Origin of the sequence: Desulfonauticus submarinus, assembly GCF_900104045.1 — a bacterium.
Lineage (GTDB): Bacteria > Desulfobacterota > Desulfovibrionia > Desulfovibrionales > Desulfonatronovibrionaceae > Desulfonauticus > Desulfonauticus submarinus.
On sequence record NZ_FNIN01000001.1, the window covers coordinates 375,690 to 397,887 of the forward strand.

A 22,198-nucleotide genomic window follows, 5' to 3' on the forward strand; every position below is an offset into this window, starting at 1 on the left:
ATTAAAATCCAAGATTATAAGAGGCTATAAACTCTGCCATTCTTTTCCTCGAAGCCTTAAGTCTTGTTTTTAGCTGTTCTCTATATGAATCTATATTTAAATTTTTCCTAGCAACACCTGAGTCGATTGCAGCTTTAGCTACAGCTGGAGCTTCCCACTCTAAAATTCTCAAATCAAGAGGTTTAGGAATAATATAATCTGGGCCAAATTCAAGTTCTTTTAACCCATAAGCATCTAATACATCTTGCGGAACAGGTTCTTTAGCTAAATCAGCCAAAGCCCTAGCAGCAGCCCTTTTCATCTCTTCATTAATTTTTTTGGCATGCACATCTAATGCACCCCTAAAAATAAATGGAAACCCTGAAACATTGTTTACCTGGTTGGGATAATCAGATCTTCCAGTAGCCATAATACAATCTGGCCTTACTTCCTTGGCTACTTCAAATTCAATCTCTGGATCAGGATTAGCCATAGCAAAAATAATAGGAGATTTACCCATAGACTTAACCATTTCAGGTTTTAAAATACCCTTTACAGAAAGTCCTACAAAGACATCAGCGCCCCTTATAACTTCAGCCATTGAGCCATAATCTTTATCCTGAGCAAACTCTAATTTAAACTCATTTAAGTCAGGTCTATCCTTATGAAGTAATCCTTTAGAATCAAACATAAAAATATTCTCTTTTTTTAAACCTAAGCTTACATAAAATCTACAACAAGCAATGGCAGCTGCTCCAGCTCCAGATACAATAACTTTTACATCTTCAATTCTCTTACCTTCTATTTCTAAAGCATTTAAAAGCCCTGCACCAGAAATAATAGCAGTACCGTGCTGATCATCATGAAAAACAGGAATTTCCATTTCCTCTATTAATTTTTTTTCAATATAAAAACACTCAGGGGCTTTAATATCCTCTAAATTTATACCACCAAAAGTCGGCTCCATACTTTTTACAATCTCAATAAGTTTCTCTGGATCGTTAACTCTTAAGTTAATATCATACACATCAATATCTGCAAAAATTTTAAATAACACCCCCTTACCTTCCATAACTGGTTTTCCAGCTTCTGGTCCAATATTGCCTAATCCAAGCACTGCTGTTCCATTAGAAATCACAGCTACTAAATTTGCTTTATTAGTGTATTCATAAACAGCTTCTATATCCTTTTCTATCTCTTTACAGGCCAAAGCAACTCCTGGAGTGTAAGCCATGGAAAGATGTTTTTGAGTTATACAAGGTTTAGTGGGAACCACCTCTAACTTACCCTTTCTGCCAAGGGCATGATAATCTAATGCTTCTTGTGGAGTAAAAAGAGCCATACTTCCTCCTAAAATTTGATTTGACCTTTCTCTTTAAGCTAGATTAAGCTAGGTTTCAATAAGGAATTTACTAAATAAAAAACAAACCTTACCTAACCATTTGTTTTTATTAACCTCATGAAAAAATACAATTATAAATATTTTTGGATATTTACAATAGTCATTAGTTGTATCCTATTCTGTGCTTTTATTTTTAAAATTAAAATCAAACAAAAATTTATTAAAATTGGATTATGTGTCCAACTTTCAGGCCCAGGAGCTGAACTAGGACTGGGAGTAAGAAATGGAGCAAGATTAGCTGTAGATAAAATTAATGCCAACGGTGGAATAGCTGGAAAGAAAATTATTTTATTAGTAAAAGATGATCAAGGAAAACCAACTATAGCTAAACAAAAGGACTTAGAACTTATAAAACAAGGTGTTGTTGCCATAATAGGACATATTACAAGTTCTGTTAGTATAGCTGCTGTGCCTATAGCAAACAAATATAAGACTGTTTTACTTAGTCCAACATCCTCAACTCCAGCTTTAAAAGATAAAGATGATTATTTTTTTAGAATAGACAAAGTATCAGAAGATGAAGCCCAACTTCTTGCTAATTTTGCCTTTAATCATTTAAAACTTAATCAAATAGGTATTATATGGGACAAAAAAAACATTTATTATTCTAGATATTATGCTAGAAACTTTACTCAAGCCTTTAGTAAACTAGGAGGAAATGTTCTATTTTCCATTGGCTATGATAAACCTAATAGTATAAATTTGTCCTTAGAAAAAATAACTCCTCAGTTTAAAATAAAGAATATTTTATTTATATGTAGCGATATAGATTTACTAGCATTCCTCAAATCTAAATTTAGACACATATCATATATCTTAGCCAGTGGATGGCCTATGACTCAAACTTTAACAATTAATAAGCCTCTGCTTGAAAACAAAAATATATTTTTTGCGTCTTCAACTCCTCCTAAAAAAAATCAAAAAGAAATTATTTTTGAAGAAAGTTATAAAAAAATATACGGATTCTCACCAGTATTTTCAGCAGCCAGAGGATATGACGCTGTCAGGTTAATAGTAAAGGCATTACAGATAAATCCAAATAATTTAAAAAAAGGACTTTTAAAAATTAAAAATTTTCCAGGTATTCAATATAAAATTACTTTTAATAAGTATGGAGACATAAAAACCCCCACATATATATACCAAATTAAAAACGGACATTTTATACATATTAAGTATGATAAATAACAAACATAAATTAACACATCTTGCCAAAAAATTTGTGATTCAAAAAATAGGATATCCGTCTATTATTATAAGTATTATTTTAACTAGCTTACTAGGATATGCTGAAATAAAATATTGGATAAATATCTCAAAACAACAAAATAAAATCATTAATCAACAAATAAATATATTCTTTAACCTAACATTAAAACAATTAAGAAAGTTAGAAGTATTTTTTGAATCAAAATCATTAAACGATCTTACTACATCTCAAATTTCTCTTCCCTCCTTTGCAGACAATCTTTTTATTTTAGATAAAAAATATCGTCCAATATATGTATATCCAGAAGATCATAAAATACCCTATCTTAATTTGATATTTGATAATTTTAACAAAAAAGTTGCTTATTCTAGACTTTATTATTCAATAAATCTTAATAAACTAGCATTTGCTATTCTGGATAATGCAAGAGCTAAGTACTCTTACCTAGTTGAAATGGATATTGATGTGTTCCAAAAAAGCATTCAAAAACTTGTGGAGACGCAAAAAAAAGAAATATTAATAGTTACTGATAACTATGGGAATGTAATTGCTTCTTCCTTACCACATCTTTTGGATATTCAAGAAAATATTAATTATTTAAAATTTTTTAAAAAGCTCAAAAAAAATAAAAATATATTTTATATATCTATTTTTAATAGTTCTCCATATTTTATATTTGGAGAGAATTTTGGACACTATCAAGTTATAAGACTAATAAAACCTATAAATATAGTCTTACCATTAATATACATCTTGCTAATAACATCTCTTATATTAATATCTTTAAACATTTACTTTGGAATTTCTATAAATAACTTTATTTATAAAACTATATCAAAACATGTAAATAGATTTAGTGAAATATTAGATAGCAGTTTAGACAATAAATTTATTGTTAAAAATTTAAACAAACTAAAATCTGAAACAAAATTTAAGGAACTAGATATTGTTATTAGAAAATTAATATATTATTTAAATAAATTAAATATTTTTGAAGAAACATTAAAAGAAAAAAATCAAGATTTAGAATTCCTTTTAAACAATCTTCCCATGTGGATATGGTATTTAAATGATCCTACCACTTTTGGCATAATCAATAAAAACCTTGCAGATTTTTTTGGTCTTAATATTCATTCTTATATATATCAAAAAATACCATTTGAACGACTATCTTCTCAAGAACTAACAGAAGCCACCAAGCGAGAAAATAAATATCTCTTTGAAAAAGGCAAAACTATTAAAGTAAAAAGATGGTTTACTAATAAAAATGGGCAAAAAAGATTAATAGCTATCACTAAACAACCTATTTTTGATGAAAAAGGACAAGTAAAACAAGCAATATGTTTTGGATTAGATATAACCGAAAACTACTTACAAGAAGAAAAAAGAAAACAACTAGAAGAACAACTACGCAGAATGCAAAAAATGGAAGCTATTGGTACTTTGTCTTCTGGAATAGCTCATCATTTTAGTAATCTACTACAAGCAATATATAGTTATTTAAATATTTTAAAACGTTCTCAAAACAATATTGATAAAAATATATTTGAGAAAATTGATGAACAAATAAAAAAAGGAAAATCTTTAGTTCAATCATTACTTGCTGCAACACATAAAACACCAGAAGAATTTGAAATTTTTGAACTTAATAAATTTATTCAACAAATTTTAGATATTATTCAATCTTCTTATCCTAAAAACATTAAAATTAAATCATATATTGAACAAACTAAATTGTATATTAATGGGAATCAAGGCTTATTAGAACAGGCTATTTTAAATATAACAAATAATGCTAAAGATGTTTTAAAGACAAAAACTCAAGCAGAAATAAATATTACAATTGCTTCTGAGACTATTAATAAACAAAACTATATCAAAATAAAAATTAGTGATAACGGACCAGGAATCCCATCTAAACACCAAAACAAAGTATTTGAACCTTTTTTTACTACTAAAGATATTGGCAAAGGAACAGGATTGGGGCTATATTTAACTTATCAAATAATAAAAATGCATAAAGGCAAAATAAATTTTATCACTAATAATAAAGGAACAACTTTTATAATATATCTCCCACAAAGTAATCCACCCACGTATCCCAAAACAAATAACTCCTACCTTCCAAAACCTCCTTTTTCAGCCACTATATTGACTATAGAAGATGAAGAACTTATTTTAGATGGTGTTAAGGATTTCCTTGAAGATAAAGGACTTAAAGTAATTGGGGCCAAAGATGGAGAGCAAGGACTTGAATTATTTTATAAATTACAAAATAAATTAGATATAGTAATCCTTGATCTAGGACTGCCAGGTATCCCAGGCAAAGAAATTTTAACTAAAATAACTAAATACTCTTCAAATATTAAAATAATAGTCTGTTCAGGATATCACCATCATGAAATTGCTAAAAATCCCCAAAAATTTAAAGTAAGTGCTTTTCTTTCAAAACCATACGAACTAGAAGATTTATATAAAGTTATTTTAAAAATCTTAGAAGTAGAACAATGATTAACAAATATGATAAAGAAGTTATAGATTTTATTTTAAATAAAAATGGATATTTCATTATAGTATCAAAAGACAATCTTTTTGAAAAAACATTCTTGGCAATGCTTAAAACTCTTGCTCTAAAAGATACCTGCTTTTGTATTTGTTCAGAAAATAATTTAATTTCTAAAATAAAAGATATAATCAATCAAAATCTAAAACCAATTATTTTTATAGAACTATTCTCACAATCAGAAATAAATATAGTAAAAATAAGTGATTTAAAAAGTTATTTTGGTAATAAAATAAAGATAATATGCTTATCTAATGAAATAGACAGAGATAGAGTAGCACAAATATTAGAAAGCGGAGCAGACAATCTTATTATAAAACCTATATCAATAAATTCCCTAGTACAAAAAATATCTTCAACTATAAAACCAAATAACATTACTAAAAAAGTTGATTTATGTAGATATTTTATAGAAAAAAAAGATTTTGTCCAAGCAGAAAAAATTGTTAAAGATATTCTCACAATCAAACCAGACAGTGCTATTGCTTATATCCTAAAAGGAGATATTTTAAGACATAAAAAAGAATTTGAAAAAGCCGAAGAATATTATTTAAAAGCATCTTTAAGAAGTAAACTTTATTTAGAACCTTTGAAAAAATTAGCTGAATTATATGCAGAAATTGGAGATTTAGAAAAAAAATTAAACTACTTAAAAAAACTAGACAGGTTATCGCCACTAAATTTTAAAAGAAAAATAGATATTGGAGAAACCTACATAAAACTAGATCAAATTGAGGAAGGAAAAAATTATATAGATGAAGCTATTAAGCAGGTTAAAAAACTTTCTAAAGAGCTATTAGCCAGCACTCTAATGGATATAGCAATGAGAATTAAAGATAAAACCCCTGATTTAAGTACACAATACATGAAACAAGCAATTGATACTAAAGAAGATTTTCTTCATCCCAATGATCTATGGATGTTTAATGAATTAGGTATTCTTTTAAGAAAAAAGGGTAAATGGGAAGACGCAATTAAATACTATAAAAAAGCCCTTACTATAGCACCTAACGATAGTCATCTTCATTATAATATAGCACTCGCTTATTTAGAAGCTAATAAACCATATAAAGCTCTAGAGTTTGCTGAAAAAGCTCTTAGTTTTGATGCAGAACTTCCTTTAAAAGGAGCAAATATTGCTTATAATTTAGCCTTTATTTACTTTCGTGCTCATAAAATTGTAGAAGCACAAAAATTTATTTCTCTCTGTTTAAAACAAGAGCCACAGCATGTTCAAGCTAGAAAACTTTTAAAGCGTATCAGTCAAAACTAGACTTTTTTTTAAAGTCTCCTCCTACTCTTTTAATTTCAGCCAATACCTTTTCTATTACTAAAGGAATCACTCGTTCTAATTCAGGACTTACTTTCATATTAACATCATCCATATTTTTAGGTTCTACTCCAATAACTACTGCCTTAGGACGATTTCCCATAAGCTCACAATAGGTTAAAGTATCTACCAAATCGGTTTGATGTAAAGAATTTTTAAAAGAAATGCTTTTTCTAAGTCCATCTCCTTCCAATCGATATATCTCTCCAGGCTCACCATCCCCCAACACAGCATCTACAATAATAAGGTTTTCACTCCTTAAAATATAGTCCATTAGCTTCATTCCAAGAGTACCACCATCCAAAAGCACTACATTTTCTGAAAATTCATATAACTCTTCTAACTTTTGAATTACTTTTACTCCTATGCCCTCATCTGTGTATAAAATATTTCCTACTCCTAGCACTAAAACAGGTATTTTTTCTCTCATCCCTCTCCCTTTTTAATCCCTTTAAAAAAACAAGAGAGACCTAAAATTTTAGGTCTCTCTTGTTTTCTAATTTTTTAATTTATCTTACAAAATCCTAAACTTATACACTTCATTATTTCTGGCATCAATTACATGTACACCACAAGCAATACATGGATCAAAAGAATGAACAGTACGTAAAAGTTCTACAGGACGTTTAGGATCTGCCACTGGAGTATTTAATAATGCCTCCTCAACTGGGCCTAATTTGTTATTTTTACATCTTGGACCTAAATTCCAAGTAGAAGGAACTACTAATTGATAATTCTCAATTTTCTTATTTTTAATCCTAATCCAATGGCTAAGCGCTCCTCTAGGAGCAGTAGAAAAACCAACACCTTCCGCTTTATCTGGCATTTCATATTCTTGATAAAGTTTTGTATTTCCAGATTTCACATTCTCTTCCAACTCATTTACCCAATTCACCATTCTATCTGCAGTCACTTTAGTCTCAATAGCCCTAGCTGCTGTTCTACCCAATGTAGAAAATAAAGCATTTGGACCAACACCTAAGTAATTAAGAACATAATCTACTAATTTTTTTACTTCTGGAACTCCTCGAACATATGCGACCAACACAGAAGCCAAGGGACCTGTTTCACAAGGTTCACCTTTATATCTGGGAGCCTTCATCCAAGAGTATTTCTCTTTATCTTCCAAGCTAGTATAATGAGGCCTTGTTTCTCCATCGTAAGGATGAAGAGCAGCATCTCCTTCATACCAACTATGTTTTACGTGTTCATAAATAGCTTTTGGATCAAAGTCCTCCACTCTACTTAGATCTCTATTAAAAATCACACCTGCAGGTAAAAATCTTGATGCTATATCATTAGCTTTCTCAGGAAATTCACCAAAAGTAAGAAAGTTTGTACATCCACCATACTGGGACCAATCTTTATAATATGAGGCTACTGTAAGTAAATCAGGAATATAAACTTCATCAATAAATTTCTTACACTCTGCTAATAATTTTCTAAATTCTTTAAGTCGTTCTGGAGTAAGAGCCTCATAATTAGTTACACCACCTACTACTGTAAATTGAGTATGTGGGTTTTTAGCTCCAAAAACAGCCATTGCTCTGGCAGCTTTCACTTGTAAGTGCAAAGCTTCTAAATAGTGAGCTGTTGCAATCAAATTTACTTCTGGAGGTAAATAATAAGCCTTATGCCCGCCCAAGAAAAATGCATTAGTAAAAATACCAAGTTGTCCACTATCTACAAAAGCCTTTAATTTTTCTTGAACAGCCTTTAAATCTTCTGCTTTGGGAGGATTTGGATAAATATTAGCAGCTATCTTTGCAGCTTTATAAGGATCTGCTTTTAAACCTGAAGTTACATCTACCCAATCCAAGGCATGAAGATGATAAAAATGCACAATATGGTCATGAATATATTGTGCACCCATTACTAAATTTCTCATAATCCTAGCATTAGCAGGAATATCTACTTTTGCTGCATCCTCTACACAACGAAGAGAAGCCAAAGCATGCACATAAGTACAAACTCCACAAGCTCTTTGAGTAATATGCTGAGCATCTCTTGGATCTCTACCTTTTAAAATAATTTCTAATCCCCTAAATAACTGAGGCTTGCTCCAAGCATTTTTTACCTTTCCATTTTCAACCTCTACCTCTATTCTTAAATGTCCTTCTATTCTAGTTACTGGGTCCACCACAATAGGACCACTAAAAGAACTTTTTGGAGTAACTGGAATAGCAGGAGCCTGCTTTACTCTACAACCAGACATAAACTTCCTCCTTTATGTTTAGGCCCTTTAAAACCTACATAGATTCATAAAATGGTGCCATTTCATCCCAAAAATCTGGTTCACTACAACCAATACAAGGATGTCCTGCTTCTACAGGCCAATTGGTTTGATTAAATTTTATCTTAGGACAATTATTGTAAGTATAAGGACCTTTGCAACCAAGCTCATACAAACACCAACCTTTTTTAGCCTCTTCAGAATCAAAAGAAGGTGCAAATTCACCATTATCAAAATGTTTTCTTCTTGGACATAAATCATGCACTGTTTGTCCATAAAACATCAAAGGTCTATTATTATCATCTAATTCAGGCATACCCTTAGTTAGCAAGTGCACTACTGTGCCGACAAAATTATAAGGATTAGGAGGACAACCACCTAAATTAATAGCTTTAACCCCATGCTTTCCTAAAGCATCGTTTACCCCTTTTGCGCCAGTAGGATTTGGAGCAGCAGCTTGCACTCCACCAAACGCAGCACAAGTACCTATAGCAATAGTAGCAAGGGCTTTTGGCGCTACTTCTTTACAAATATCATACATTGTCCTACCACTTACCTTTCCATATATACCACCATCTTTAGTAGGAATAGCTCCTTCAATTACACAAATATATCCTTTTGGCGAAGATATCGCCTTTTTTAAGGCTTCTTCGGCAAGCTCACCTGCTGCAACCATTAAAGTCTCATGATAATCCAAAGAAATAGTGTCTAAAATCAATTCGTCTACATAAGGTTTAACTGTTCTAAGAACAGCCTCTGAACATCCTGTGCATTCTGCATTATGTAACCAAACAACACTAGGACGTTCTTTGCTTGTAAGAGCTTCAGCAACTTTTGGAGCAAAAGCAGGCCCCATTCCCATCATCACCGCAACTGTTGTACAAAATTTCATAAAATCACGGCGCGATATACCTCTTTTCTCCAACCTCTCAAGAGGTTCCTCCTTGGCCAGCCCAATACTATACTTCATAGGGCACCTCCATTGTTTTATAAAAGTTAAATACAATAAAACCTTACGTATTATTTTTTATACTTCTTTTTATGCATAAAAAACAGAAAAAAGGCAAGGGAAATTTTAATATAGATATTTTCTTTTTTAAAAAAAATGTTTGATTTGTTTTTTATATAATTTTTATAAACACAGTTCTTGTTTTATTCTTTGTTTTACTTCTTCTACTGCTTTTTTTACTTCTGGAGTAAAATTTTTAGAAAACTCTTCAATATTTTCTACTTCTATTAAAAAAATTTTAACTTCTTTTGGCATTAAATCAGGATAAAGTTCAAAACCTAACTTTAAACTCGTTCCTATGTGCATGGCATGAGAATTAACTAATTTAGAAGAAGCAAAAATATCTTCTACTTTGACCTCTAAAATATCTCCTATTTTTTGTCCTAACATGCATGCATCTACAATAATGGCCTTTTTATATCCCAAAATCTTATCTAAAAGTTCGAAACCAACTGTATAAAGTATCTCAAATTGGGCTGGAAGTCCTTCTCTCTCCAAATCTTCTACAATTACAATCCCAGCTCTATCATCTGATAATAAAGGATTACCAATACCTATAACAACAACTTCTTTCATTTATTTCTCCTTAATTTGTAAAAACTTATAACCTAAAATATTTATAAAGAAAAAAGGCCAGGCTTATGAAGCCTGGCCTTTTGATTTTAAACATCTTTCTAACCTAGAAGTTCCTAAGTTTCTTTTGCAATCTACCTTCACAATCATAAATTTCCATTTCCAAAGGAAAAACACCTGTAACTGTATGAGTAGCACAAGCTAGACATAAATCATAAGGTCTAAATGCCATCTCAACATAATTTAAAATACCTTCACTTACGTTACCATCTTTAATAAAATGTTTAGCTGCATTTTTAATAGCTAAATTAATAGGACCATTATTATGAGTAGTAGCTACAATTAGGTTAGCATTAGTTACTACACCTTTATCATCTGTAACATAATGATGAATCAATGTACCTCTTGGAGCTTCAATTATACCAACGCCCTCACCTACAACACTATCAGGTTTATTCCAATTATCTGTTCCAGTAATATCAGGATCATTAATAAGTTCTTTCATTCTTTCAGCAGCACTCAAAAGTTCAATAGCCCTTGCCCAGTGATAAGCCAAAACAAAGTGTACAGGTCTAGATCCAAAAGTAGAATGAAACTTCTCATAGTGTTTTTGAGCTTCTGGAGTATCCATACCACCTGCAACATTTAATCTTGGCAATGGACCTACTGCATATAAATTAGTTCCTTGTCCTTCTTTAATACCATCCCAGCCACCTACTTTCTTTTGATAAGGGAATTTTAAATAAGACCAAGGCAATGTTCTTTCAGCAATAAAATCCAAATACTCTTTTCCTCTAAACGTACCTATCTCATTTCCTTCTGTATCAATAACCTTTTGCAAACCATCATAGTAAGCAATACGACCTTGCTCATCAACACTACCCATATAATTAACTACAACTTTATACATATCTCCAGTAACAAGTTTCATGTAGTCTTCATTTTTTAAGACCACATCTTCAAAAATCTGCAAGGTCAGTTGCCCTAATTCAATAAGCTCATCTATCCAACCAGCAACCATTTTACGTTCATCTTCAGTAAGAGTCTTAGACCATCCACCTGGTAATGCAGCTACTGGATGGTTAGGCTTACCACCTAACAATTCAAAGATTTTTACTGCCAGTCTTCTTTTATTTAGTACAAGCTTTCCAGTTTCAGCTCCAACAGCCTCGATAAGACCAACTACATTTCTTTTAGCAGGATCAGCCTCTGGTCCAACTACAAAATCAGGAAACCCAAGAGCATATAAAATAACTGCATGGTCTTCTACATAATGAGCCATATAAAAAAGCTCTCTTAACTTTCTAGCAGTAGGAGTTGGCTCAACTCCAAAAACACCATCCATTGCTTTCATAGAAGCAGTAAAATGAACCCCTCTACAAACACCGCATATAGTAGATACTGAACGAGGTACTTCCTCCATAGGCATGCCTTGAAGGAATTTCTCATAACCACGAAATTCCACTACCTGGAAGAAGGCATCATCAACATTGCCACTATCATCTAAGAAAATGGCAATTTTTCCATGGCCTTCTAACCTGGTTATTGGATTTATTTCTATTTTTTTCACTTTCCCATTCCTCCCTATTTCTTCTTTCTTCTCTCTTCCTCCAAAAAACTTGGAGAATACTTCTTTTATTTTCATAGGACCTTCTCCATTAGGCCCATAACGGGGTTTAAAGGATTCTATCCTTTTTTATATTTTAAAGCCTTTCTCTTTCTTTCTACTAAGGAACTAGGATAGGAGTACCTATAGTAAAACTTAGCTAAAACAGGATATTTTTGCATAAGCTCTTCTACAGCTTCCTCGCTTCCCAAAATAGAGCCTATGGCACTCATAGCTCTTGCACCATAATCATTAACTCCTGGAATAGGACCGCCACATCCTCTACAAGGAATACCTACTTGCAAACAAGATGCTCCACAATCGCCTTGAGTAAATGGACCAAAACAAATAATACCCTGCTCTAATAAACACTTATCTTCTTCTGGAGCCTTTTCAATAGTACGATAAACTTTATCTACAAACTTCCTATCTTCCCCTTTATTTCTTGGATTTCTCTTACAAACATCACAAACAGCTTTACCAGAAGTAATCCAAGAACCCTTAGGTGGTAAATTACCCTCAATAATAGCTTGAACAGCTGCTGCTACAAAATCAGGATGCGGAGGGCACCCACCTATATAATAGTCAACTTCTACTATCTCATCTAAAACTCTAACATCATCTAAAAACTTAGGTAAGGTTAAATTATATTTACCATCTAATAAGTATTCAGGTTGAGGCAAGACACCATCTGGATTATCTGTACTAAAGGTATCTATATAACCTTGTTTTAAAAGTTCCTCTGCACTGTGCATATTACTCATACCAGGAATACTGCCCATAGAAGCACAAGCACCATAAGCAATAAGGACTTTACACTTATCCCTCATAACTTTTGTCATATGCTCCTGTTCACTCAATCGAACCATACCGTCAATAAAGCCAACATCTATAGATTTATCTGGCATTGCCTCTAAATCTTTATATTTTACATCAGCAACTGTAGGAGCCCAAAAGGCCACTTCCAAATGACCTAAGGCATCTACAAGTTTATCTCCCATATCAACCAAACTCATTTCACAGCCAGCACACCCGCCAGCTAAGAGAACTGCAATTTTTATCTTATCTGCCATCTCTATTTACCTCCCTTGAGAGGGTTAGGACCTAATTTCTTAATGGTTTCTGTAAATTCAGTAACTACTTCTGCAAACTTTTGACCTTCTGAACCAGAAATCCATTCCCAACGAAACCTTTCTGGTTCAATTCCTAACTCTTTAATCATTACTTCTACTTGTTTCATTCTTCTTGCAGTTTTGTAGTTACCGTCTTTATAATGACAATCACCAAAATGACAACCACCTACCAACACACCATCTGCTCCATTAGCTAAAGCCTGAATAATATATTCTGGCTCAATACGACCAGAACAAGGAACACGAATCAATTTTATAGTTGGAGGGTACTTTAACCTCAAACTTCCAGCTAAATCAGCGCCTGCATAAGTACACCAATGACAGGCAAAGCCAACTATATTGGGTTTAAATTCCATTTCCTGCCCTCCTTATTTAACTAAACGTTTTTCACTTTGTATTTCTTTTATTACTGCATCCCTTGGAGTTTGGCTAATAGAAGCCACTTCCTGAGGATTAAATCCCATAGCCAAAGCCAAAAATTGCACAACATGAAATACAGGAATCTCAAAATCTATTTCTCCTTTCTCCTTTAATGCCTGCTGAGAACCATCAAATTGGAGATAACAAGAAGAACATCCTGTAACAATCATATCAGGGTCAATTTCTTCTTTAATAGAAAGAATTTTACGTTTAAAAGTTTGCAAAGATTTCTCCCTATCTGTAGAGCTCATTGCTCCCATTCCACAACAATCTTCTATTCTACTATAATGAGGAGCTTCTGCTCCTGTTGCTTCTACAAGCTCTTTTAATTGAATTGGGAAAAATGGATTTTCTTCTTTTACTTCATATACATCACTTGGCCACAATGCATGGCAACCTTGTTGTATACCAATTTTCAAACCTTCCAAATTATACTTAGAAGCTTCTTTTATCTTTTCAGCACCTACAAATTTATAAAGTAAATGCATAATATGATAAATCTTAGCAGTTCCTTTATATTCCTTACCAATTAATTTTAATTTTTCATTTACTATCTCAAACTTACCTGGCTTATGATCAATCATATGTTTGGCTTCACTCAAAACTCCAAAACAACTATTACAACCTGTAGTAATATCTACTCCTTTTTCTTCAGCCAAAGCAATATTCCTTCCAGATAAAGAAAGCCATGTATCCACATCAAAAGAAGGAGCCGTACCCCAAGCAGGACAACAACTAGCACCTTCTAAATCAACCGGCTCTATACCAAAAACAGGTAATATCTTACGGAAGGACTGCTCTATATCTGGAGCTCTAAAAGGAATATTACATCCTAAAAACAATCCTATTTTTTCCATTTTTACTCCACTCCTTGTTTAAAATATTCCTAAATCTGCCATTGGACTATTATCCAACAATGTTTGGATTTCTTTCTGAGCTTGTTCATTATTTAAAGCAGTTGGAGGAACTTCTGGCAGACCAACTTTCTTTCTATTTTCACCAACAGCTTCTGGGCTAATAGTTACTGCGTGGCCCTTTTCATACAAGCTCATCTGTGGGCCAAATGCAGATGTAGAAAGAGCCAATTCAGAAGCTTGATAACGTCTAAACGCAAACACTACTTCCATAGGACGAACACCTTGAGGACAAATTTCTGTACATCTATTACAGGCCTGACATCCCCAAGTAGACATTTCTTCTATTGTTTCTTCTAATTGACCAGTTAATACTCTTTTTATCAACATTCTACATAAAATATTAAAACCCACTCTTACGCCAGGACATACGCTAGAGCATGCCCCACACTGTACACACTTAATCAAGGCTTCTCCACCAAAACCACTAATGGTTTCGATTGCCTCTTTAACTTTTGCATCATCTATTTTTAAACCAGCCATAAAAAATCCTCCTACGCTGTTAAAGCATCTATCTGAGCAAAAATTTCTTCATCAGTAAAACCATGAAGCGTTATTGCCTGAGATGGACATGCAGAGGTACAAACTCCACACCCCTTACACAAGCTATAATTAATTTCTGCTCTCAAAGTTTCTCCCCATTCCTGCATAGAAATAGCTCCATACGGACAAAGAGGAACACAAATACCACATCCACTACATTTATCAGGATTGATTTCAGAAATAAGAGGTTCAATCTTAACTTTACCTTGAGCTAATGGCACAGCTGCTACTGCCGCAGCACCCTTGGCCTGAGCTACTGTAGCTGGAATATCTTTTGGCCCTTGACAACAACCAGCAACAAAAACTCCGCTAACAGCAGTTTCAACAGGACCAAGTTTTGGATGAAGTTCTCTATAAAAATGACTACCACAAAATTGAAGTCCTAATTTTTGAGCTAACTCTTCTGCACCTTCAGGCATTTCAATAGCTGTAGCCAAAACAACTAAATCAGATTCATATTCAATAGGTGTACATTGTTCCATATCATAAGCTAACACCCTTAATTTATCTCCTGGCAATACTTCTAAGCCACCAACTTTTCCTTTAAAAATGTTAATACCCATTTTCCTTGCGCCAACATAATATTCATCATAGCCCTTACCAGGAGTTCTCACATCAATAAAATGCATATTAATATTAATATCTGGATATTTATCTTTAATTAAACGAGCTTGTTTAATCATATACATACAACAAATTCCAGAACAATAGGTATGAAATTTTTCATCTCTAGAACCTACACAAGAAATAAAGGTAATAGTATGAGGCTTTTCATTATCAGAAGGACGTAACAACTTTCCACCAGTATGACCTATACTAGACATAATTCTTTCAAGTTGAAGCGCTGTGATAACATTTGGATTTTTAGGAGCAAATTCTTTAAAATGATCTTTTTCCATAACCTTAAATCCAGTTGCTACCACAATAGAACCAACCTCAACTTCTAATATTTCGCCCTCTGGATCTAAGTTTAAACTTCTGTCAATTGCTTCTGCCTGACATGCTTTCTGACATGGAGCTAAAATTGGCTTGCCTGTTTTTTTACTAATTCTTGGTTCTTCACCATATTTACGCCCATCACAATTACGACAATTATCTATATCAATAACAGCCTTCTTTGGGACTGCTTGAGGAAACATAATATAAGCAGCGCCTCTTGTACCTAAACCACAATTAAATTCATCAGGAACCTTAACAGGACAAACTTCAGCACAAGCACCACAACCTGTACATTTATCCCAATCTACATAAGTCTGTTTTTTACGGATTTTTACTCTAAAATCACCAATAGAACCCTCTACATCTTCTACTTCAGAATAAGTAAGAAGTTCGATATTTTTGTGCATCCCAACCTGGGACATCTTAGGAGTGAGTATTCACGCAGAACAGTCATTGGTAGGGAATGTCTTGTCAAGTTGAGCCATAACCCCACCAATAGATGGATTTTTTTCTACTAAATATACTTTATATCCCATTTCTGCCAACTCTAAAGCAGAAGACATTCCAGCAATACCACCGCCAATTACCAAAGCAGCTTGTTTTACATCTACATATTTTTCTTCCAATGGTTCTAAACGAGCAGCTTTAGCGACTGCAGAAGCAACTAATTTTTTAGCCTTTTCTGTAGCAGCTTCTGGCTCATGAGGGTGAACCCAACTGCCTTGGTCACGAATATTGGCCATCTCAAATAAATACCTATTCAGACCAGCAGCTTCCACAGCAGCTCTAAAAATAGGTTCATGAGTTCTGGGAGTACAAGCAGCTACTACAACCCTGTCTACCAATCCTTCTCTAATGTCTTTTTTAATTACTTCCTGACCAGCATCAGAACACATAAAAAGATTAGTTCTTGCTACTGCAACATCAGGCAAACTCTCAGCAAAATCCCGTACGGCCTCAACATCTATAACACCCGCGATGTTGGTGCCGCAATAACATACGTAAACTCCTACCTTTGCCATCGCTACCTCCTTAACTTTTTGGCAAACATAAAAGATTAAGGCCCTCGCCCTAATCTCAAAAACCACCAGAATTAACTCATTTTTCAGTTCGGCTTATAATCGAAAAAAAATATATTTGTCAAAGGATTATTCTTAAAAATAAAAAAATTTCTTATCTAATCTTGATTTTTCTCAATACTTATATAGCTTATCTCCAGTAACACTATTTTACCTTTTTTCTTACAACAATTTAAAGGATTCTAAAAAAAATATTTGGACTCTATTTAGAGGTATGTTATAATATTTTTAGAAATTAATTTTTAATAATAATAAAGGGTATAGAGTTATGAAACAAAACCTTGAATATCTATTTTCTCCTAAAAGTATTGCTATTATTGGAGCATCATCTCATCCTGAAAAAATTGGACACATTGTGTTACAAAATCTTCAAGAAATGAATTTTAAAGGTGAAATTTATCCTGTAAATCCTAAAGCAAAAACTATCTTAGGATTGCCAGTTTTTTCAGACATTAAATCCCTACCTAAAAAAATAGACTTAGCTGTTATCACTGTTCCTAGAGGACTAGCTGTAAAATCTGTAGAAGAGTTAGGGGAAAAAGGAGTCAAGGCTGTTATTGTCATCTCTGCAGGTTTTAAAGAAATTGGAGGTAAAGGATATCACCAAGAACAAAAATTAATAGAAATAGCTAAAAAGTATAATATCGCTCTTTTAGGGCCAAATTGTCTGGGACTTATTAATACCCACGCTAATTTAAATACAACTTTTGCTACAGGTATTCCCAATAAAGGTAATATCAGCTTTTTTTCTCAATCTGGAGCATTATGTGTAGCAATCTTGGATTGGGCTTTGGGAGAAAATATTGGGTTTTCAAAATTTATCAGTCTTGGCAATAAGGCCATTTTAGATGAAACTGACATGATTGAATACTTGGGAAAAGATCCAAAAACAAAAGTTATCTTGGGTTATATTGAAAATGTATGCTCCGGAGAAAAATTTATTCAAACGGCAAAAAAAGTCACTAGAAACAAACCAATACTCCTCATAAAATCTGGAAGAACAGCAGCAGGAGCAAGAGCAGCTTCCTCCCATACAGGAGCAATTGCTGGTTCAGATAAAGCCTATTCTACTGCGTTTTCTAAGGCTGGAATTATTAGAGTGTTTGATGTAGAAACCCTTTTTAATCTTGCTCTTGCGTTTTCAACTCAACCCCTCCCTCAAGGACCTAATCTCACTATCATTACCAATTCAGGCGGACCAGGAATAATGGCAGCAGACATATGCGAAAATTCTAAACTTCAAATGACAAGGCTTTCTGCAGAAACAATTCAAAAACTGAAACAAATACTGCCAGGCTATGCAGCCTTATACAATCCCATAGATATCATAGGAGATGCAGATGCCAAGCGCTATTTAGACACAATTGACGTTATTGTTGATGATCCCAATACCCATGCTATTTTAGTTCTTCTAAGCCCAACTTCTGCCATTGCTCCTCAAATAACAGAACTTGCCAAAGGAATTGTAAAAAAATGTAAGAATATCCCTAAACCCATATTCTGTGTATTTATGGGAAAACATCATGTTAAAAAAGGACAAAAAATACTTTTAGACAACAATATTCCCTGTTATTTATTTCCTGAACCAGCTATCAGATCTTTAGAAACTATGTATAAACACTGGGAATGGACAAAAAAAGGTGAAATAAAAATAGAAATTCCTAAGAGAAATTTAGAGTTAGCTAAAAAAGTAATAAACGAAGCTATTGTCACAAAACAAAGAGAAATTGTAGAGTTTCAAGCCCTAAAAATATTACAAGCCTACAACCTACCACATCCTAAAACCAAATTAGCAAGATCTAGTGATGAAGCAATGCATATTGCAGAAGAAATAGGATTCCCTGTAGTTCTTAAAATAGCTTCTCCAAGCATTTCTCATAAAACAGATGTAAAAGGAGTTATTATCAATTTAAACTCTCCTAAAGAAGTAAAAAATGCCTTCTTAGAAATAACCTCCAGAGCCCAAAGGTTACGCCCAGAAGCTCATATAACAGGATGTTTAGTGCAAAAAATGGCACCCAAAGGATGTAAAGAAGTGATTGTTGGATTTAAACGAGACGACCAATTTGGCCCCTTAATTATGTTTGGCCTCGGAGGAATTTATGTAGAAGTTTTGAAAGACATATCTTTTGGTCTTGCTCCTTTAACTAGAGATGATGCCCAAAATATGATCAGACAAATTAAATCCTATCTCCTTTTAAAAGGATTTAGAGGAGAGCCTCCTGTAAATTTTAAAGCAATAGAAGATATCATCTTAATAATGTCCCAATTATCTTTAGATCTCCCTGAGGTATTTGAAGCCGAATTTAATCCTGTATTAGTTAATGATAAAGAAGCCTTAGTAGCGGATGTAAGATTAATTATCTCCGCAAATAATAATAAAAAAAATTAAAAATGATCAGTATGTATCTTCTTTTTAATAAAAATTAATTTTCCTTTATTTGTAAAAATTTTACCTACAAAAGATAGCAATATAGATTACACAATAAATATTAACAAAAGATTAAATTACCTAATACATAAAGTTAAATTAATTCTAAATTTTGTAAAAAAAATTCTATATGTGGTAAAAAAATACTATTAACATATTTTTACATATCAAGTTCAGTATCTTTATTCACAAATAAGTCTTTTCAAATTAAAAAGGTTCATAGCATTTATTATATTAAAGAAAATTATTTTTCTCCTAACACCTCATATTGACAATTTTAAAAATTTTCTCCATAAAGGAAAATGTTTTAGTCTTGAGAAAAATTATTTCCCCTATTTTATAGTCAAAAATTAAGGAGAAAATATTATGATAAATATGATAAAGAAAAAATTTTTCTTCATAATACTTATTTTTAGTATATGCTTAAATTTTGCGTCCATTTCTTACGGACAAAAATTTTTAATCAATTTTGTTCACATATTGCCAAAAAATACACCCAAAGGAATGGCAGCAGACTATTTAAAAAAACTCTTAGAAGAAAAGTCAAATGGTCGATTTATTGTAAAAGTTTTTGAAAATATGTCTAAAAAAGGCTACAATGATGCCAGAGCAGTAGAAGGTATTAAAAGAAATGCCATTCAATTAGCATGTCCTTCTTTTTCCAAATTTCCCAAAAAAGTACCTCAAATTCAACTTTTTGACTTACCTTTTTTGTTTGAATCTCAGCAACATGTAAATAAATTTGAAGACAGTGCATATGGAAAGGAAATTTTAAGTTTTTTAAAAAAAGAAGGTATTATTGGTCTAGCCTATTGGAGTAATGGATTCAAATGTATATTTAATAATAAAAAACCCATTCGCACTCCCTCGGATTTAGCTGGGTTAAAATTTAGAATAATGCCCTCTGAAGTATTAAAGGCTCAATTTGAAGTTGCAGGAGCTATCCCTATTCCTATGCCATTTTCAAAAGTTTATGATGCACTCAAGACTGGAAAAGTAGATGGCTTTGAAAATACATGGAGTAATTTTTATTCTAAAAAATTTTATGAAGTCCAAAAATATATTACTGTAACCTATCATGGATATCTTGGTTATGTATTAATCACAAGTCCAAAATTTTTAAATAGCTTACCTTCAGATTTAAGAAATATATTCTTAGAATGTGTAAGACTTGCTACTGCCTATGAAAGAAGTATAGCCTATAAAACTAATCAAGAGTTCTTTCATAAAGTGCAAAAGATCCCTGGCTTAGAAATTATAACTTTAAACCAACAAGAAAAAGCTAAATGGAAAAAAATAATGACTCAGATTTATCCAAAATTTTATCAATCAATTGGCAAAAAATATATAGACGCAGCTTTAAAAATGAAATAAAAAAGGCGGCTTTTAAAAGCCGCCTTTTTTATTTATAGTTTGGCTTAGCATATAATTCACCCCCAAAAGCATCATTAATCACCAATAGGGGAAAATCTTGAACTTGAAGTACTCTGATAGCTTCAGGCCCTAAATCCTCATAAGCAATCACTTTTGCTTGTTTTATACATTGAGATAACAAAGCCCCTGCTCCTCCTGTTGCCCCAAAATATACCCCTTTATATGTTTTCAAAGCATCTTTTACCGCCTCATTTCTTTTTCCCTTACCTATAGTTGCTTTTAAACCAAGTTCATAAAGTTTAGGAGCATAAGTATCCATTCTATAACTAGTAGTAGGTCCAGCAGAACCTATAGGCCGTCCTGGAGGTGCAGGACTAGGACCAACATAATAAATAACAGCTCCTTCAATAGGAAAAGGTAATTTTTCTCCTTTTTCCAAAGCCTGAAACAGTCTCTTATGAGCTGCATCTCTAGCAGTATAAACCAACCCAGACAGCAAGACCTTATCTCCTGACCTTAACTTTAAAATATCTTCCTCAGTAAGAGGAGTTTGTAATTTATATTCACTCATTTACAATATTACCTCCTTGTGTCTAGCAGAATGGCACTGAATATTCACGGCCACGGGTAATGAAGCTATATGACAAGGATGCTTTTCTATTTTCACACCCAAGCAAGTAGTTTTGCCTCCAAGCCCCATAGGACCTATACCTAAATCATTTATAGCCTCTAAAAGTTCTTGTTCTTTTTCTGCTAAATCAGAATCTGGATTAACATCATCTAAGCTTCTAAAAAGAGCTTTTTTAGCCAAAATTGGAGCATAATCAAATGTTCCGCCTATGCCAATTCCTACAATTATTGGAGGACAAGGATTTGGACCTGCCTCTGCCACTCTTTTTAAGACAAATTCTTTTATCCCATTAAAACCTTGAGCAGGAGTGAGCATAGTGGCTCTAGACATATTTTCACTCCCACCACCTTTAGCCATAAAATTCAACTTTAATTTATCTCCAGAAACTAATTCTATATGAATAAGAGCAGGAGTATTATCTCCTGTATTTTTTCTAGTAAATGGATCACAAGCAGATTTTCTTAAAAAACCTTCTTCATATCCTTTTCTCACTCCCCGATTGATTGCCTCTATTAAATTTCCCTCTATCTTTAAATCTTGTCCCAATTCTACAAAAAATACAGCTAAACCTGTATCTTGACAAAGAGGTAACTTTGTTTTTTCTGCTAATTTATAATTTTCAATTAGCTGTCTCAAAACTTCTTTACCTGCCTCACTGCTCTCTTGCTCAAAGGCATTATTTAAAGCATTTTTAACATCCTGAGGCAAATAAATATTGGCTTCTACCACTAATTTGGCAACAGCCTCCTCAATCGTTATCATCTTTAAAGTCCGCATACATACTCCCTCTTAACTTCTTTTTCACCAATATCCCACATCGTCACTTAAA

Annotated in this window: 19 protein-coding genes; 5 read left to right on the forward strand and 14 right to left on the reverse strand. The window is 32.8% G+C overall.

The features are described 5' to 3' along the window. Position 1 precedes the first annotated feature (1 nt). Positions 2-1,321: a malic enzyme-like NAD(P)-binding protein gene (locus BLP60_RS01825; protein WP_092062483.1), complete on the reverse strand. Its 1,320-nt coding sequence runs from the start codon at positions 1,319-1,321 to the stop codon at positions 2-4. Between the two features lie 117 nt (positions 1,322-1,438). Between BLP60_RS01825 and BLP60_RS01830 the strand changes: the two genes are divergently transcribed. From BLP60_RS01830 to BLP60_RS01840, 3 genes are read left to right on the forward strand one after another with little or no spacing between them, the layout of a single operon-like run. Then, on the forward strand, positions 1,439-2,569 hold the full coding sequence (locus BLP60_RS01830) for an ABC transporter substrate-binding protein (RefSeq protein WP_092062486.1): 1,131 nt from the start codon (positions 1,439-1,441) through the stop codon (positions 2,567-2,569). Then, entirely contained in the window at positions 2,559-5,102 is a 2,544-nt protein-coding gene (locus BLP60_RS01835) for a hybrid sensor histidine kinase/response regulator (protein WP_092062489.1), read from the forward strand. Before BLP60_RS01830 ends, BLP60_RS01835 begins: the two co-directional genes overlap by 11 nt. After that, a complete protein-coding gene (locus tag BLP60_RS01840; RefSeq protein WP_092062492.1) occupies positions 5,099-6,427 on the forward strand; it encodes a tetratricopeptide repeat protein in 1,329 nt (442 codons plus the stop codon). The genes BLP60_RS01835 and BLP60_RS01840 overlap by 4 nt, the downstream gene beginning before the upstream one ends. Here the strand turns inward: BLP60_RS01840 and BLP60_RS01845 are convergent. The 11 genes from BLP60_RS01845 to BLP60_RS10780 form a co-directional block, all read right to left on the reverse strand. Continuing rightward, positions 6,414-6,914 carry a HyaD/HybD family hydrogenase maturation endopeptidase gene (locus tag BLP60_RS01845; RefSeq protein ID WP_092062495.1) on the reverse strand — a complete coding sequence of 167 codons (501 nt, stop codon included), beginning with the start codon at positions 6,912-6,914 and terminating at the stop codon, positions 6,414-6,416. The two genes, BLP60_RS01840 and BLP60_RS01845, sit on opposite strands and share 14 nt — an antisense overlap. Positions 6,915-6,998: 84 nt before the next feature. Further along, on the reverse strand, positions 6,999-8,699 hold the full coding sequence (locus BLP60_RS01850; RefSeq protein ID WP_092062498.1) for a nickel-dependent hydrogenase large subunit: 1,701 nt from the start codon (positions 8,697-8,699) through the stop codon (positions 6,999-7,001). A 34-nt stretch (positions 8,700-8,733) separates the two neighbouring features. After that, positions 8,734-9,687: a hydrogenase small subunit gene (locus tag BLP60_RS01855; protein WP_092062501.1), complete on the reverse strand. Its 954-nt coding sequence runs from the start codon at positions 9,685-9,687 to the stop codon at positions 8,734-8,736. 162 nt (positions 9,688-9,849) lie between these two features. Continuing rightward, on the reverse strand, positions 9,850-10,302 hold the full coding sequence (locus BLP60_RS01860; RefSeq protein WP_092062504.1) for a hydrogenase maturation protease: 453 nt from the start codon (positions 10,300-10,302) through the stop codon (positions 9,850-9,852). 103 nt (positions 10,303-10,405) lie between these two features. After that, positions 10,406-11,944 carry a Ni/Fe hydrogenase subunit alpha gene (locus BLP60_RS01865; protein WP_289626250.1) on the reverse strand — a complete coding sequence of 513 codons (1,539 nt, stop codon included), beginning with the start codon at positions 11,942-11,944 and terminating at the stop codon, positions 10,406-10,408. 41 nt (positions 11,945-11,985) lie between these two features. Beyond that, positions 11,986-12,978, reverse strand: a complete 993-nt coding sequence (locus BLP60_RS01870; RefSeq protein WP_092062507.1) for an NADH-quinone oxidoreductase subunit B family protein — start codon at positions 12,976-12,978, stop codon at positions 11,986-11,988. Between the two features lie 2 nt (positions 12,979-12,980). After that, positions 12,981-13,394 carry a hydrogenase iron-sulfur subunit gene (locus tag BLP60_RS01875; RefSeq protein ID WP_092062510.1) on the reverse strand — a complete coding sequence of 138 codons (414 nt, stop codon included), beginning with the start codon at positions 13,392-13,394 and terminating at the stop codon, positions 12,981-12,983. A 12-nt stretch (positions 13,395-13,406) separates the two neighbouring features. Continuing rightward, positions 13,407-14,315: a CoB--CoM heterodisulfide reductase iron-sulfur subunit B family protein gene (locus tag BLP60_RS01880; protein ID WP_092062513.1), complete on the reverse strand. Its 909-nt coding sequence runs from the start codon at positions 14,313-14,315 to the stop codon at positions 13,407-13,409. An 18-nt stretch (positions 14,316-14,333) separates the two neighbouring features. Further along, complete coding sequence (locus BLP60_RS01885) at positions 14,334-14,855, reverse strand: 4Fe-4S dicluster domain-containing protein (protein ID WP_092062516.1); 522 nt, start codon at positions 14,853-14,855, stop codon at positions 14,334-14,336. A gap of 11 nt (positions 14,856-14,866) precedes the next feature. Next, positions 14,867-16,261 (reverse strand): CoB--CoM heterodisulfide reductase iron-sulfur subunit A family protein, encoded by a 1,395-nt coding sequence (locus BLP60_RS01890; RefSeq protein ID WP_200779093.1) that lies wholly within the window; start codon positions 16,259-16,261, stop codon positions 14,867-14,869. Between the two features lie 30 nt (positions 16,262-16,291). Then, a complete protein-coding gene (locus BLP60_RS10780; protein ID WP_200779094.1) occupies positions 16,292-16,876 on the reverse strand; it encodes an FAD-dependent oxidoreductase in 585 nt (194 codons plus the stop codon). A 325-nt stretch (positions 16,877-17,201) separates the two neighbouring features. On the opposite strand from BLP60_RS10780, the gene acs reads away from it, so the two are divergent. Beyond that, the gene (gene acs / locus BLP60_RS01895) at positions 17,202-19,325 is read left to right on the forward strand and encodes an acetate--CoA ligase alpha subunit (protein ID WP_092062525.1); all 2,124 of its coding nucleotides are present in this window, start codon (positions 17,202-17,204) and stop codon (positions 19,323-19,325) included. 405 nt (positions 19,326-19,730) lie between these two features. Continuing rightward, positions 19,731-20,738, forward strand: coding sequence for a DctP family TRAP transporter solute-binding subunit (locus BLP60_RS01900; RefSeq protein WP_092062528.1), 1,008 nt, complete (start codon positions 19,731-19,733; stop codon positions 20,736-20,738). Positions 20,739-20,766: 28 nt separating this feature from the next. On the opposite strand, the gene BLP60_RS01905 is transcribed toward BLP60_RS01900, so the two are convergent. Next, a complete protein-coding gene (locus BLP60_RS01905) occupies positions 20,767-21,309 on the reverse strand; it encodes a Fe-S-containing hydro-lyase (RefSeq protein WP_092062531.1) in 543 nt (180 codons plus the stop codon). Continuing rightward, positions 21,310-22,146: a fumarate hydratase gene (locus BLP60_RS01910; protein WP_092062534.1), complete on the reverse strand. Its 837-nt coding sequence runs from the start codon at positions 22,144-22,146 to the stop codon at positions 21,310-21,312. It abuts the gene before it with no gap. Between the last annotated feature and the right edge of the window lie 52 nt (positions 22,147-22,198).